This is a genomic window from Methylobacter arcticus (assembly GCF_050917435.1).
In the GTDB taxonomy this organism is placed as follows: domain Bacteria; phylum Pseudomonadota; class Gammaproteobacteria; order Methylococcales; family Methylomonadaceae; genus Methylobacter_A; species Methylobacter_A titanis.
On the sequence record NZ_CP159583.1, the window covers coordinates 1,196,707 to 1,211,498 of the forward strand.

A 14,792-nucleotide genomic window follows, 5' to 3' on the forward strand; every position below is an offset into this window, starting at 1 on the left:
GAATTAAAATGAAATTGAATAAAACAGTATTGGCATTGGCAATAAGCACGGTAATCCTGTCGGGTTGTAGTGACGATGAATTGGATACCAGTCTTACTGACGGTACTCAAAATGCAACCAGTGGCATTAACGATGCCTCAACTAGTGGGATTAATAATGGATCAGGCTTGCCCGGCTCAGAAATGAGTGGTTCGGGACTGTATCCGAATGCTGGTATAGGCCCTGAATTCAGCGATCCAAGCAACCCGCTGTCAAAGAGCACTATTTATTTTATGCTGGATAGTAGTCAGGTTCAGGATGATTTTGTTCCGGTCATTGCCGCGCATGCTCGATATCTGATGGCACACCCTGATCAGCGCGTGGTCATGGAAGGCCATGGTGATGAACGTGGTTCTCCTGAGTACAACATTGCACTGGGTGAGCAGCGTGCAAAATCTATAGCCAGTATGATGAAAGTTCAAGGTGTTGCTGGCGATCAGTTAAATGTCGTCAGTTATGGCGAAGAAAAACCGGCGTCATTCGGACATGACGAGGCATCTTGGGAGCTTAATCGTCGTGTTGAATTAGTTTATCAAGGCAAATAAATGAAGGCTCGTCTTATCATGTTGCTGTGTGTTTGCGGTGCAGTCCATGCAGAATCTTTACCGCCCGTTATTGATAATTCAATGTATCCAGTGGGTGAGGTTAGTGCTGTACAGCCCTCATCAGGTAATGGTCTGTATGAAATGATGAGGCAACTGGAACAATTGCAAACTGAAGTGCGGCAGCTGACAGGCAAGCTAGAAGAGCAGACTTATCTTATTGCCGAGATGAAAAAATATCAAAGTACGATGTACTCTGATTTTGATCAGCGGATGCAGAGTCTTGAGCAAAAAGCCGAAGCGGTTAAGCCAATAGCAGCCGATGAAAATCCTCAAATGCAAGAGGGCTCAGTTGAATCGGAAGCTAAAATGGTAGAACCGCCGGTTGATGCTCCAGAGGTTAAGCAGGCCTCCGAGCAGGAACAGAATGCTGTGCCAGTCGCAGGCGACGCTTCCGTTCCTGCCCCTAGCCTACCTCCTGTAGGCGATGAAAAGCAGCAATATCAGCAAGCGTATGAAGCACTTCGATATGGACATACTGCTAAAGCGATTATTGCCTTTAATGCTGTGCTAAGTAAAAATCCCGGTAGTGAGTATGCAAATAATGCTCAATATTGGCTGGGTGAGGCTTATAGGGTTAATCAGGATGTTGATTTGGCGCGTAAGGCTTTTAATGACGTGGTTGAAAAATATCCGGACAGCACAAAAGTGCCTGATGCTTTATTGAAACTCGGGTATATCGAAGTTGAGCAGAAAAATACAGTCAAGGCGCGCGAATATTTAACGCGCGTTACCGTAGATTTTCCCAGCTCGACAGCGGCTCGATTGGCGGCAAAGAAATTACTTTCACTTGATGATATTAAATAAACAATAGCTGTGAGTTTATTACGTATAACTGAAATTTTCCATTCGTTGCAGGGCGAGTCGAATACAGTAGGACTGCCTACCGTGTTTATTCGGCTCACCGGCTGTCCGTTAAGATGCGTCTATTGCGATACGGCCTATGCTTTTACCGGTGGTAAAAAAATAGAGATTGATGCTGTTATTGCGCAGGCTGAGCAGTACGGAACCCAATATATCACCGTAACCGGGGGTGAGCCTCTGGCGCAACCTGCTTGTCTTGAGTTAATGACAAAATTGCTTGATAAAGGCTATTGTGTTTCGCTTGAAACCAGTGGTGCGCTTGATGTGTCGGCAGTCGATCAGCGTGTCGTCAAAGTTATGGATCTTAAAACACCCAGCTCGGGTGAATTAAGTAAAAATCTTTATCAAAATATTGAGTACTTGACTCAAAAAGATCAGCTTAAGTTCGTCATCGGTAATGATGAGGACTATGACTGGTCAAAAACCATTTTAACCGAATACGACTTGCCTAATCGTTGCCAGATATTGTTTTCACCAGTGATGGGGCAGCAAAATCCAACCGAATTAGCCGAAAAAATTCTTAAGGACAGATTACCTGTTCGCTTTCAACTTCAACTTCATAAGATACTTTGGGATGACGCCCAAGGTAAATAAATCGATATGCAAAAAAAAGCCATAGTCCTGTTATCTGGGGGATTAGATTCAATTACCGTCCTTGCGCTTGCAAAAAAGCAGGGATACAAATGTTATGCCTTAAGCTTTGATTATGGGCAGCGGCATAATGCCGAACTGATAGCGGCCGCGCAGATAGCGGCAGATTATCAAGTCGAAGATCATAAAGTCATCAAGCTGGGCTTAAACTCGATTGGCGGTTCCGCGCTGACCGATGAGCACATTGCCGTGCCAAACACCCCGCAGGAAGGTATACCGGTAACCTACGTGCCGGCAAGAAATACCATATTTCTGTCTTTTGCCTTGGGTTGGGCAGAAGTTTTAAAGCTGAACGATATTTTTATCGGTGTTAATGCCGTCGATTATTCCGGCTATCCGGATTGCAGGCCTGAATTTATTAACGCATTTCAGCAATTAGCCAACCTTGCCACTAAGGCGGGTGTGGAAGGCGAACATTTCACCATACATACTCCATTGATCGCACTCAGTAAGGCAGAAATCATTAAGCGGGGCGTGGCCTTGGGTATAGATTACCGGCGCACAGTGTCCTGTTATTCCGCTGATGAGCAAGGTCGCGCATGTCAAGTATGCGACGCTTGTCGTCTAAGAAAAACAGGGTTTACAGAGGCGGGCATAGCAGATCCAACACAATATCAATTAAGTTGATAAAGTTGTTGCAATAATCAAATTAATCCGTATAATAGGCAATCTTTGTTGGGTCGTTAGCTCAGCCGGTAGAGCACCGCACTTTTAATGCGATGGTCGCGCGTTCGAATCGCGCACGACCCACCACAAAGAACTAATAAAAACAAGCAGTTAACTCGCAAGAGTGACTGCTTTTTTTATGCCTAAAATTTTGTGTGGCACTGGCGGGACACTTCAAAATAACAAATCACAACAATCTGCAACAATAGGCCGAATTTTTACCTAAAAACGCGCGTACCCCGAACCAGCTAAAACCGCTAATTTCAAAAATATCAGGAGAAAGCCATTCTTGACCAAGCCCAAAGCCTAAGCAATCGGCTACAGCAAAAAGAAACCCGGCGAACGCTTCCCCTGTCATCGGCGTCGTCCGTACCCCAAAAACCAAAGCCGCTTCGATAATACCGATTGGATGTTATAAAAATAAAAAAAATGAGATCCCATACTTTGAAAACTAAATGCCCATGAAGCCAATTAGCTCCGTACATGCTGACAAAACAACTGAAGCCGCCGTTGATGTATTACTGATTTGCGCGATGGATGATGAATACAATCAGGTCCGTGAAGTCACTGATGGTCTTACGGCTGTTGGCGCCGATTGAAAATTGACCAGGGGGAATTGCTGTATAGCGTACTCTACAGCATTGGAATAGTCGACCAGACTGAGTTAGTTTTGGCCCCCTTTTTTTATTGAGTTGTCATTTTGAAATAAAGAAAGATTCATCCTATTCATAAGTATCAACCTCTGCTGTTTCTGCGGTTAGCGATACCCGTAAAGACGACTCCCTGGATTTGATACGTTCCTTGGCTGTAGCACTGCTTTGCTTAAACCTGAATGATTCATTACCCGTTTCGATGATATGGCAATGATGAGTCAGGCGATCCAATAGCGCCGTGGTCAGTTTGGCATCGATAAACACGCTACTCCATTCTGAAAACGTCAAATTGGTCGTGATAATGACACTGGTTCGTTCGTACGACTGCATGGATGCAGGAGGTAGAGCAACGCAGGAGCAGTTGCCGAGAGCTTTAATAGCAATGCGCCCCCGACCTGTGAAAAGGGCAGATAACCCAACTCGTCCAAGATAACCAAATCCATCTGCATCAGACTGAGCGCCAATCGCCCTTGTTTGCCGGCCGCTTTCTCCTGCTCCAAACTATTGACTAATTCAACGGTGGAGTAAAAGCGCACTCGTTTACTATGATGCTGGATGCCAGAAACCCCAAGTGCAGTAGCTAGATGCGTTTTGCCGGTACCCGTCCCACCCACTAGCACTAGGTTCTGTGCGGCATCGGTAAATTTCATTGTGGCCAGATTATTAACCCGCTGCTGATCGACTTTGGATTGACCGAAGTCAAAGCCTAACAAATCCCGGTGGATGGGAAATTTAGCGGAACTCATCTGATAACGTATTGCCCGTATACTTCGATCCGTGGCTTCTGCGACCAGTAATTGGTTGAGTAACCAGGTTGATTCAGCGGCACCTGCTTGCCCCTGAGCCTGTATTTCTGCGTAGCATTCCGCCATGCCATGCAATTTGAGTGCTTTGAATTGGCTCATAATGTCAGACATGGGACACCTCTTGCTTAGTCAGGCTGTCATAACGAGCCGTATCGGCTAGTGGCTCTTCGTTGAGTTTCAAGCAGGTTTCCACCTGTTCCGGAATGGGTAACTCATTCAGCCGAGACAGTACGTTGAGCACCTGTTCGATACTGATTACCCCGGAATCCAGGACCTGTTTGACCGCCAACAAAACCGTCTCTAAACCATGAGTCGGCACGGCGGCCAGCACTTTAGCCATAATCCGATCACCTTGTTGCCGTTCGCGGTGTCGTAATGCAGTTTGCAGCTGGGCAAAGAGCAGCGGCAACTCGGCAAACGGTGCCCCGTTGCGTAAGGCGCCCGGTTTTCTTTCAATCAGCGGAATATAGTGTTGCCAGTCGTAACTGACTTGATCGCGACTCAGTAACCGTTGATGTCGGGCAATGAGGGTATTCTCGGTACAAATATCAACCCTATCGGCATAAAGATGAATGGTCGCTTTGCTGTTGGCTAAATGACAGGGAACCGAGTATTGGTTACGCTCCACCGTCACCAGGCAGGTACTGGATACCCGCGCTATGACTTCAACGTAGCCATCGAAGGGGGTTGGCATCGGCATCAAATAGAGCTGTTCTTGCTCAAGCGCATCGGCGAGGGTAACCCCCGCATAATCAGGATGCTCTACCTCAAGCCAGAGGGTGCGGCAACGTGCGTCAAGCCAAGTATTCAGTTCAGCAAATGAACCAAAGATTTGGGTTTTGGCGTCTATCCAGACTCTACGCCTGGAATCCTGCACATTCTTCTCAACAATGCCTTTTTCCCAACCGGATGCCACATTGCAGAAATCAGGTTCAAACAAATAGTGCGCCGTCATCGCGAAAAAACGCGCATTGACGACACGACCGTTCCTTTTGGTCACCTTGTCGACGGCTGTTTTCATGTTGTCGTACGACTGCATGGATGCAGGAGGTAGAGCAACGCAGGAGCAGTTGCCGAGATCCCGCGCTTGGTAATGCCACCCAATGCAGCGAAGGCTTTGGTGTGCGCGTCATACAGCATTTCCTGAGTTTGCGTTGGATAGGCAGAAAGATAGAAGGCACGACTGGCGCACAACTTGGTATGAGCCACTTGGATTTTACGATGAATACCACCGATCATCAGCGACTCTTCACTCCAATCAAATTGGAAGGCTTCACCAAGTTGAAACTTGAGTGGCACAAACGCAGATTTTCCTGAACCCGAAATCAACCCATTACGCCAATTGCGGACATAATCAGTCAGGATGGAGTAACCGCCGGCATAACCATCCTTCTTAATCGCCGCAAACAACATCAAGGCTGTGCGTCGATCCCGCTTAGGACGCCGTGAGTCAACCTCCAGCGCCAATAACAGGGCAGGAATAAATGGCGTCAGCTTGCCATTAACCTTGGGCCTTTTAGGATACTTGTAGCCATCAGGACTGGTTTCCTTAAGCCATGCTTTGATGGTGTTACGCGACAGGCTTGTCCGCCGCTGTATTTTACTGATGGATAGGCGGTCACGATGAAACAACCGTCGAACTTTTGCGAACGTAGACATGTAATACACTCTTGATTTACTCCGGCTTAAAAACTAAGCAGGATACATGGATTACCTGGTCAAAATTCGATCGGTACAAACCCCTCTAAATGGTCAATTTTCAATCGGCGCCAACAGGGCAATACGCCGTTCGAAGTAGGTTTCCCATGCTGGATCATAAGGATTCGCTTGCCCCCTGATTTTGATATGGCGACGGATCGGTATGCGTGCCGCTTTTTCCAGTTGGTTAAGACGGATTGCACCATCCCTGCGTAGACTGTAACCCTGAAATACCCAATGATCATTCTGCCGGGTGCCAAAATACTTCCTTCTGATCCATCGCTTGGATCGGTGGGGATGTCGTCTTAACGCCCAGCGCCATAAACAATGAAAGACGGCGCTATCCACCCTGGAAAAGATACGTGCACTTACCACATGACGATAATAATTGGCCCAACCGCGAATGAGCGGGTTGAGATAGGCAATTAAATCACCCGCCGATGTGGCTTTGTTGGCCTTGATGAGCGCCCTGACTTTGTTTAGGAATGTCCGCACATTCCGTTGGGCTGGTTTGATAAGCAGCTTGCCACGGTATTTGCGAACATTGTGCCCGAGAAAATCAAATCCTGCGTCAATCGAGGTGATGCGTGTCTTTTCGACTGACAACACTAACCCTCGTTCGACGAGGAATTGCTCAACAAAGGGTTTGACTTCCTGTTCCAGCAGTTCCTTTGTTCTACCAGTGATAATGAAGTCATCCGCATATCGCACCAGATTGACCAGCGGCGCTTGACCATGACTCGGTTTAGGAAAAGCGGTTTTCAATACGCGTTCCAGTCCATCGAGTGTTAAATTAGCTAGCACCGGTGAGCAAATCCCACCTTGCGGCGTACCCGCTTCGGTTGGGTACAACTTACCACGCTCCACATATCCCGCTTTCAGCCATTTTTCCAAGATGGTTTTATCCATGGGGACATGTTTCAATAGCCAGTCATGACTAATCCTGTCAAAACAGGCTTGAATGTCGCCTTCCAGTATCCATTGTGCACAGAATTTACGCCCTAATGCGATGAAGCACTGTTCAATAGCGTCGGACGCCGAGCGCCCCTTCCTGAATCCATAAGAATTAGGATCGCCCGTAGTTTCCGCGATGGGATCGAGAGCCAGCAGGTAAAGTGCCTGCATCGCTCGATCTTTCATAGTCGGAATACCGAGCGGGCGCAATTTGCCATTGCTTTTCTGGATATAGAGACGTCTGAGCGGAGCCGGTTTATACCCTCTTTGTTTGAGTGTTAGTACCGCCGTCATTTTGCTTTCAGGTGTATCCCAAAGTCGTCGGTCGACACCTGATGTTCGTTTACCCGTATTTTCCGTCACCCGCTTCACGGCCATAGCACGACCGCTAAACGAGTGAGTCAGTAGATGTTGCAAGGCTTTGACTTTGCCTCATCGTTCTTCCTGTGTTGCTTTCACGATACGCGCCTGAAGCCGTTGCACATTACGCTGAACGGATCGCCAATCGGTGGCGTGCCATTGCATCGAATTGCGGGAAATCGCACCAGTCTGTAAAGTCGAGGCTGTCATCTGCTTTATTTCCTGAAACGGTTAGTCATGCTTTCTCGTGATCAAAGACCCGGTGGAAGTCTGCCTGCTTTCGCGGGATAATGTCTAAATCCCTATCCGACCCTAGCCCCTATCCACCTTGGTGCTGGCAGAACTCCTTACCTTCGCAGGATCAGGAAAACCTTTCGGTTCAGGATACGTTGTCAGAGTGCTTAACACGAGTCGTTACCTTCTCGCGCTTCCTCTTAGGGTACGGCTGATGGGACAACCGGTTCTGTCCGTCTCCTTACGTCAGAACATTCAAGCAAGCGACTTTCCACGTCGCACGAAGTTATTGCAATCGACCAGGGCGAGAAGCGGCTGCATTACAGTGGATGGATGACATTGGTCACCACGCCCCAGATTACCATCTCCAGATCTTCGTGAATGACGATATCGGGATAGTCCGGGTTCTCTGCTTTGAGTTGCCATTGATCGTTATCACGTTCCAGGCGCTTTACCGTCAGTTCGCCGTTCAGCGCGCAAATGACAATCTTACCCGGAACCGGCTCGATGGAGCGGTCCACGACCAGAATATCGTTGGGGTGTATGCCAGCGCCGAGCATGGATTCACCTTGAGCACGGACAAAGAACGTAGCAGCGGGCTTTTGTACCAGCAGCTCGTTAAAATCCAGATTTTTCTCGACGTAATCATCTGCGGGAGAAGGGAATCCGGCAGCAACTTTTCCGTTGAATAAAGGTAAAGCAAGAGTACGCGGCGTAAACGCAGGAAGCTGGTAATCGAATGTAGCCTGTGTCAATGAGGCCATCTGTAATCTGCGGTGATAGGGTTTATCTGATAACATGCCCAAGGTTTTAGGCAGAGGTGCTGGTAAATTTAAGTTTTGGTCAATGATGTTTTAAGGTAAATAAATTTATCTACATAAAAACTCTTACCCATTTATTGATATACCCGATTTTTGCGTTTAACCTTAATCAATAAAAACAATGATCTTGCGGAACAATGAGTAAAAAAATATTAATTTCCTGGCTTGGAATTACCGACCTCAAAGCAGCAGGTCAAGTTCCCTCGAGACCCGATGAAATCATTGGTGATGGCCCGATTCTAGGCGCATTAAAAACACTCACTTTTGATGAGTTGCATTTAATACACGAGCAGGAACAATCCAAAGCAGATGCTTATGTCGCTTGGCTCGCTGAGTATGCCGCTATAAAAATAGTGCTCTTCAAATGTTCGCTCCGCTCTCCAATCGACTTTGGTGACATACACCGAGTCATGGACGGTTATCTCGAAAAACTGACTGCCAAGGAACCAGGGTTGGATATCAGTATCCATCTATCACCAGGTACTCCGTCAATGACAGCAGTGTCGATATTACTGGGAAAGACCAAGTACAACACCCGATTTGTGCAATCCACTAGAGAAAAAGGCGGCGAGTTTGTCACTATTCCTTTCGACATTTCCGCCGAATATATTCCACAGCTAGTCAAAAACGCAGACAAAAAGCTAACCGAGCTATCCTATTCAGAAGCACCTTTATACGCTGCTTTTTCTGACATCATCACTCAGAACCCTGAAATAAAAAGAATCATACAAAAAGCCGAGAAAATTGCAGTACGTGATGTGCCTGCGTTAATCATGGGTGAATCTGGAACCGGCAAAGAGCTTTTTGCCAAGGCGATACATAACTCCAGTCTACGTAAGGGAAAACCCTTCATTACCGTTAATTGCGGTGCAATTCCTAAGAATCTGATTGACTCAGAACTGTTCGGTCACATTAAAGGAGCGTTCACTGGCGCAAGTAATAACAAAATAGGCTATTTTGAAGCGGCTGATAGCGGTACTCTGTTCCTTGATGAATTTGGTGAATTGCCAGAAGACGCTCAGGTTCGGTTGCTCCGTGTATTGCAATCTGGAGAGATGAGTCGGGTAGGCGACAGTGGCACAATAAAAGTGGATGTTCGGGTCATTGCCGCCACCAATCGCAACCTTTCTGCTGAAATTGCTTTGGGCCGTTTTCGTGAAGATCTTTTTTATCGTGTCGCGGTGGGGATTATTACTTTGCCGCCTTTGCGAGAAAGAACAGGCGATGTTGCGATGTTGGCTGATTATCTGATGACTAAAATCAATCAGGAGGCAGCCAGTCAACCTGGTTACATTAATAACTGATGTTACGCACCCCCTTCAAAAAGCGTATTATTTCGGGATGGAAAAAATAAAACTAGAATTATACACAGACTACCTGATCTGCAATAACGGGTTTGCGACGGCGACCGGATTGTCGGCAATGATGGAAGGGGATATAAGCCATGACCAGATGACGCGTTTTCTGGCATCGAAAGCATTTACCTCCAAAGACCTGTGGGGGCAAGTTAAAGCGACAGTACGCCAGATAGAACAGGAAGATGGTTGCCTGATATTTGACGATACCATTCAGGAGAAGGCCTGGACGGATGAGAACGAAATCATGTGCTGGCACTTTGATCACTGCAAAGGGCGTTCGGTCAAAGGTATCAACTTGCTGAACGCCCTATACTATAGTGGGGGAGTTTCAATTCCCGTCGCCTTTGAAGTGGTGCGCAAGCCTTACCAGTTCAGTGATGTGAAGACCCGCAAGGTCAAGCGGGCCAGTGAGTTCACCAAAAATGAGCTGATGCGGGAGATGATAGCGACCAGTGTGGCGAATGCCATCAAGTTCCGCTATGTGTTGACGGACAGTTGGTTTGCCAGCAAGGAGAACTTTGAGTTTATCCTGAAGAAAGGCAAGCACTTCATCAGCGCCCTAAAGGATAACCGCTTGGTGGCTTTAACAGAAGAAGACAAGAAAGAAGGCCGTTTTGTACGAATCAGTCAGCTGGAATTGGCGGATCAGCAGGCGGTGCGCGGTTGGATGAAAGGCTTTCAACAGGAAGTGCTTTTCGTCCGCCGGGTCTTTACAAACAAAGACGGCAGCATCGGCCTATTGAATCTGGTATGCAGTGATTTAGCGTGCAATGGCGAACAAGCCGCCACGATCTACCAAAAACGGTGGAAAGTTGAGGAGTTCCACAAGTCATTAAAATCCAATGCGGGGTTGGCAAAGTCACCAACCCGTACGGTCACTACCCAGAACAACCATGTCTTCATGTCGATCTATGCGGTGTTCAAGCTGGAATGTCTGAAGATAAAACACAAGGCCAATCATTTTGCGCTAAGAACTAAGCTGTTTATCAAAGCGAACCAGATAGCTTATGAAGAGTTGCAAAAATTACTGGCTGCGTAACATCAGTTTACAGGTTTATTAGGTATTTTACTTAAAGCCAAACAACAGCAGATCATTAGCTCAGTCGCGGATATTTTTACCCAGCTTAAAAAAGCAAACTTCAGGGTTTCTGAAAAATTAGAAAAAGAAGTTTTAAGGCTAGCCGGTGAACTTTAGCTGGATCGAATGAGATTTAAAATAGGATAAGCTGATGCGGACAGAATGGATTGAAACTTATGAGCTGATGTTACGCACCCACCCTTCAAAAAGCGTATTATTTCGGGATGGAAAAAATAAAATTAGAATTATACACAGACTACCTGATCTGCAATAACGGGTTTGCGACGGCGACCGGATTGTCGGCAATGATGGAAGGGGATATAAGCCATGACCAGATGACGCGTTTTCTGGCATCGAAAGCATTTACCTCCAAAGACCTGTGGGGGCAAGTTAAAGCGACAGTACGCCAGATAGAACGGGAAGATGGTTGCTTGATATTTGACGATACCATTCAGGAGAAGGCCTGGACGGATGAGAACGAAATCATGTGCTGGCACTATGATCACTGCAAAGGGCGTTCGGTCAAAGGAATCAATTTGCTGAACGCCCTATACTATAGCGGGGAAGTTTCAATTCCCGTCGCCTTTGAAGTGGTGCGCAAGCCTTACCAGTTCAGTGATGTGAAGACCCGCAAGGTCAAGCGGGCCAGTGAGTTCACCAAAAATGAGCTGATGCGGGAGATGATAGCGACCAGTGTGGCGAATGCCATCAAGTTCCGCTATGTGTTGACAGACAGTTGGTTTGCCAGCAAGGAAAACTTTGAGTTCATCCTGAAAAAAGACAAGCACTTCATCAGCGCCCTAAAGGATAACCGCTGGGTGGCTTTAACAGAAGACGACAAGAAAGAAGGCCGTTTTGTACGGATCAGTCAGCTGGAATTGGCGGATCAGCAGGCGGTGCGCGGTTGGATGAAAGGTTTTCCTCATGAGGTGCTTTTCGTCCGCCGGGTCTTTACAAACAAAGACGGCAGCATCGGCCTATTGAATCTGGTATGCAGTGATTTAGCGTGCAATGGCGAACAAGCCGCCACGATCTACCAAAAACGGTGGAAAGTTGAGGAGTTCCACAAGTCATTAAAATCCAATGCGGGGTTGGCAAAGTCACCAACCCGTACGGTCACTACCCAGAACAACCCTGTCTTCATGTCGATCTATGCGGTGTTCAAGCTGGAATGTCTGAAGATAAAACACAAGGCCAATCATTTTGCGCTAAGAACTAAGCTGTTTATCAAAGCGAACCAGATAGCTTATGAAGAGTTGCAAAAATTACTGGCTGCGTAACATCAGTTATTAAAAAGAAATATAAAATTCCATAGTTAACGATGACATAGCCAAAAATAACAATCAATACTGGAATACTCAGAATGTAATATCAAACAGGAGAAACGTACCAATGGAAAGCTTACAAGACCCGATTTTTTTGTCACGCTTGCAATTCTCTGTCACCGCTATGTTCCACGTTTTATGGCCGCTCACGACCGTGGGGATATCGCTTATCCTAGTAATATTTGAATGGTTATGGTTGAAAACAGGCGATATTGACAATTATTGGCATGCGTGTTTCTGGGCTCAATTATTTTTGCTCAATTTTTCGGTGGGCGTTATCAGCGGTATTCCCCTGCAGTTTGAGTTTGGCACCAACTGGTCCCGCTTTGCCATGATGACAGGAGAATTCTTCGGCAATATTCTGGGCTACGAAGCCGCCATGGCCTTTATGCTGGAGGCCGGTTTTCTCGGCATTATGCTGTTTGGATGGATGCGGGTTCCTCCAATCATGCATTTGATAGCTACCTGTATGGTGGCGTTAGGAGCATCCTTATCTGCTTTTTGGATTTTGGTTGCTAATTCTTGGATGCAAACACCGGCAGGCATTCATCTGGAAAATAACAGGGTTGTGGTGGACAGCTATTTTGCAGCGATCTTTAATAAAAACATGCCATGGGGCGTTCTACACATGTGGTTTGCCTGCCTGACGACCAGCCTCTTCGTTGTCGGCGGTTTATCGGCATGGTATATTCTAAAAAATAGAAATACGGATTTTTTTCTTAAGTCCTTTAAGCTGGCCTTGATAGGGGTAATTTTTGTGGTGCCTATTCAATTATTCCTGGGCCACGGCAGTGGTCTTGAGGTGTTTGTAAGCCAACCGGCAAAAGGCGCTGCTATCGAAGCGCATTGGACGACAAATCAGGAAGGCAAAGGGGCTGCCTGGAATCTACTGTCCTGGCCTAACCAAATGGAACAAAAAAACGCTTGGGCCCTTTCTATCCCGAACGGTTTAAGTGTTCTGGCGACCGGCGATCGGCAAGGACAGGTACAAGGCTTAAAATCATTTCCCCAAGCCGACCAGCCACCCGCTATTCCACTCATTTTCTATAGCTTCCGGATTATGGTGGTGATCGGGTTGGTTTTTATGGGACTCATGGTGTGGACATCGGTCGTTTGGCTTAAAGGGCAATTATCAGCCGAGTCCCTTTGCACTCATCGTTGGTTGCTGCGTGCTTGGATAGCTTCAATTCCGCTTGGCTATGTGGCTGCCGAATCCGGCTGGATTGTACGGGAGGTTGGCCGTCAGCCCTGGGTAATTTACGGCCTGTTACGAACCCGCGATGCGGCATCGACGCTACCGGCGTCTGTGGTGGCAGTCAGTCTGGTTGCTTTTGTGGTTATTTATAGCGGTCTTTTTATTTTGTTTCTGATATTTGCCGCCCACATTCTCCGGAAAGGCCCCGATTTGACATTGATGCCGCCGTCATGAAGTGTCATTTGAGTTCACTTGATAACGCTTCCGAGGTCCTGGAATATGGACACTGAAATTCATAGCCTGCTCGCCAATATCTGGTTTTTTATTATCGGCCTGATGCTATTTATATATGTCGTTCTGGATGGTTTTGATCTGGGTGTAGGCATTCTTTCCCTTTTTACCAGGGATGACAATCATCGCACTATCATGATGAAAAGTATTGAAAGTGTCTGGGATGCGAATGAAACCTGGCTGGTATTACTTGGCGGCGCATTATTCGGCGCCTTTCCCCTGGTTTTTGCCATCACGCTACAATCGCTGTATATACCGGTCATGGTTATGTTGTTTGCCCTTATCTTTCGGGGTGTCGCCTTTGAGTTTCGTCATCATGCCCGCAATAACGCCCCCTGGAATCTGATGTTTGGCTACAGCAGCTTAGCGGCGGGCCTGGCTCAAGGGCTTGCCTTTGGTAGCTTGATTAGCGGACTGGGCATTACCGAGGGCGACTATCAGGGCAACGTCTGGGGATGGTTTACGCCCTTTTCGGCACTGGTTGCCTTAGGTGTGGTAAGCGGGTACAGCTTACTGGGCGCAACCTATTTAATGATAAAGACCGAAGGTGCAATTCAGCGAATAAGCAGTGCTCAAGCCTATATAGCAGCCGTCCTGGAAATAGTTATTCTGATGACGGCGGTCATCTTGGCAGCTCAGCTAAATCCTTATTTTGCAGCGCGCTGGGCTGATACTGGAACCGGCTATTATCTGGATTTCTTTCTGGTTTTGGCAGTCTTTGCCTTTATTATGTTGATACGGGCTGTACGGATGAAGTTCGAATTAAGGGCTTTTTTCTGGAGTGTCATTATTTCTCTGGCCTCTTTTACCGCCGTGACTATCGGCTATTATCCGTATATGATTCCTGCTTCGATATCATTGACGCAGGCAGCATCTTCGAGCAAGACATTGATATTTATGCTCTCAACTATCGGGTTTTTGATTCCCGTCATGCTGGTTTATAGCGGCTATCAATATCTTGTTTTCCGAGGCAAAGTGCACTTGGATGAGCACAGAGACTAATGCCGATGGAACAACCGGTTCTGTCGCCATTATTAACAGGCCTTAAGCCGCCCTGATTACGACAGAACCGAACGAATGGAGTTTCATCAGCGATCACTAAACTGGCACATCGGCGGTTTTGCAAACCGGCCCGAAAGTTTTTAATGATGGAGAGCATGCAAAACCGGGGGAGGCAATATTGATTTTTATCTAACC

At 47.0% G+C, this 14,792-nt stretch carries 12 protein-coding genes, 1 tRNA gene and 3 pseudogenes; 12 read left to right on the plus strand and 4 right to left on the minus strand.

All coding sequences use genetic code 11. The annotated features are described in order from the left end of the window. The first annotated feature begins 8 nt into the window (after positions 1-8). The 6 genes from pal (at position 9) to ABXJ76_RS05915 (ending at position 3,421) form a co-directional block, all read left to right on the plus strand. Positions 9-584, plus strand: a complete 576-nt coding sequence (pal, locus tag ABXJ76_RS05890; protein ID WP_432745087.1) for a peptidoglycan-associated lipoprotein Pal — start codon at positions 9-11, stop codon at positions 582-584. Positions 585-602: 18 nt separating this feature from the next. Next, positions 603-1,448, plus strand: coding sequence for a tol-pal system protein YbgF (gene ybgF / locus ABXJ76_RS05895; RefSeq protein WP_432745090.1), 846 nt, complete (start codon positions 603-605; stop codon positions 1,446-1,448). A gap of 9 nt (positions 1,449-1,457) precedes the next feature. Beyond that, the gene (gene queE / locus ABXJ76_RS05900) at positions 1,458-2,099 is read left to right on the plus strand and encodes a 7-carboxy-7-deazaguanine synthase QueE (RefSeq protein WP_432745092.1); all 642 of its coding nucleotides are present in this window, start codon (positions 1,458-1,460) and stop codon (positions 2,097-2,099) included. Between the two features lie 6 nt (positions 2,100-2,105). Further along, positions 2,106-2,783 carry a 7-cyano-7-deazaguanine synthase QueC gene (gene queC, locus ABXJ76_RS05905; RefSeq protein ID WP_432745094.1) on the plus strand — a complete coding sequence of 226 codons (678 nt, stop codon included), beginning with the start codon at positions 2,106-2,108 and terminating at the stop codon, positions 2,781-2,783. Positions 2,784-2,833: 50 nt separating this feature from the next. Beyond that, positions 2,834-2,909: transfer RNA gene (locus ABXJ76_RS05910), tRNA-Lys, on the plus strand. A gap of 374 nt (positions 2,910-3,283) precedes the next feature. Further along, positions 3,284-3,421 carry a hypothetical protein gene (locus ABXJ76_RS05915; protein ID WP_432745095.1) on the plus strand — a complete coding sequence of 46 codons (138 nt, stop codon included), beginning with the start codon at positions 3,284-3,286 and terminating at the stop codon, positions 3,419-3,421. 123 nt (positions 3,422-3,544) lie between these two features. Here ABXJ76_RS05915 and istB read toward each other — a convergent pair. From istB to ABXJ76_RS05935, 4 genes and pseudogenes are all read right to left on the minus strand, one after another. Then, positions 3,545-4,392, minus strand: a pseudogene (gene istB, locus ABXJ76_RS05920) (IS21-like element helper ATPase IstB). Further along, a pseudogene (locus tag ABXJ76_RS05925) lies at positions 4,385-5,940 on the minus strand (IS21/IS408/IS1162 family transposase). Before ABXJ76_RS05925 ends, istB begins: the two co-directional pseudogenes overlap by 8 nt. A gap of 93 nt (positions 5,941-6,033) precedes the next feature. Then, positions 6,034-7,503: pseudogene (gene ltrA, locus ABXJ76_RS05930) on the minus strand (group II intron reverse transcriptase/maturase). A 344-nt stretch (positions 7,504-7,847) separates the two neighbouring features. Beyond that, complete coding sequence (locus ABXJ76_RS05935; RefSeq protein ID WP_432745098.1) at positions 7,848-8,291, minus strand: LexA family protein; 444 nt, start codon at positions 8,289-8,291, stop codon at positions 7,848-7,850. Between the two features lie 194 nt (positions 8,292-8,485). On the opposite strand from ABXJ76_RS05935, the gene ABXJ76_RS05940 reads away from it, so the two are divergent. From ABXJ76_RS05940 to cydB, 6 genes are all read left to right on the plus strand, one after another. Beyond that, positions 8,486-9,652 (plus strand): sigma 54-interacting transcriptional regulator, encoded by a 1,167-nt coding sequence (locus ABXJ76_RS05940; protein WP_432745100.1) that lies wholly within the window; start codon positions 8,486-8,488, stop codon positions 9,650-9,652. Positions 9,653-9,689: 37 nt separating this feature from the next. Next, on the plus strand, positions 9,690-10,745 hold the full coding sequence (locus tag ABXJ76_RS05945; protein ID WP_432745041.1) for an IS701 family transposase: 1,056 nt from the start codon (positions 9,690-9,692) through the stop codon (positions 10,743-10,745). Between the two features lie 54 nt (positions 10,746-10,799). After that, the gene (locus tag ABXJ76_RS05950; RefSeq protein WP_432746456.1) at positions 10,800-10,901 is read left to right on the plus strand and encodes a hypothetical protein; all 102 of its coding nucleotides are present in this window, start codon (positions 10,800-10,802) and stop codon (positions 10,899-10,901) included. A gap of 107 nt (positions 10,902-11,008) precedes the next feature. Next, entirely contained in the window at positions 11,009-12,064 is a 1,056-nt protein-coding gene (locus ABXJ76_RS05955) for an IS701 family transposase (RefSeq protein WP_432743181.1), read from the plus strand. Between the two features lie 112 nt (positions 12,065-12,176). Beyond that, the gene (locus ABXJ76_RS05960) at positions 12,177-13,538 is read left to right on the plus strand and encodes a cytochrome ubiquinol oxidase subunit I (RefSeq protein ID WP_432745102.1); all 1,362 of its coding nucleotides are present in this window, start codon (positions 12,177-12,179) and stop codon (positions 13,536-13,538) included. 45 nt (positions 13,539-13,583) lie between these two features. Further along, a complete protein-coding gene (gene cydB, locus ABXJ76_RS05965) occupies positions 13,584-14,597 on the plus strand; it encodes a cytochrome d ubiquinol oxidase subunit II (protein ID WP_432745104.1) in 1,014 nt (337 codons plus the stop codon). The last annotated feature ends 195 nt before the right edge of the window (positions 14,598-14,792 follow it).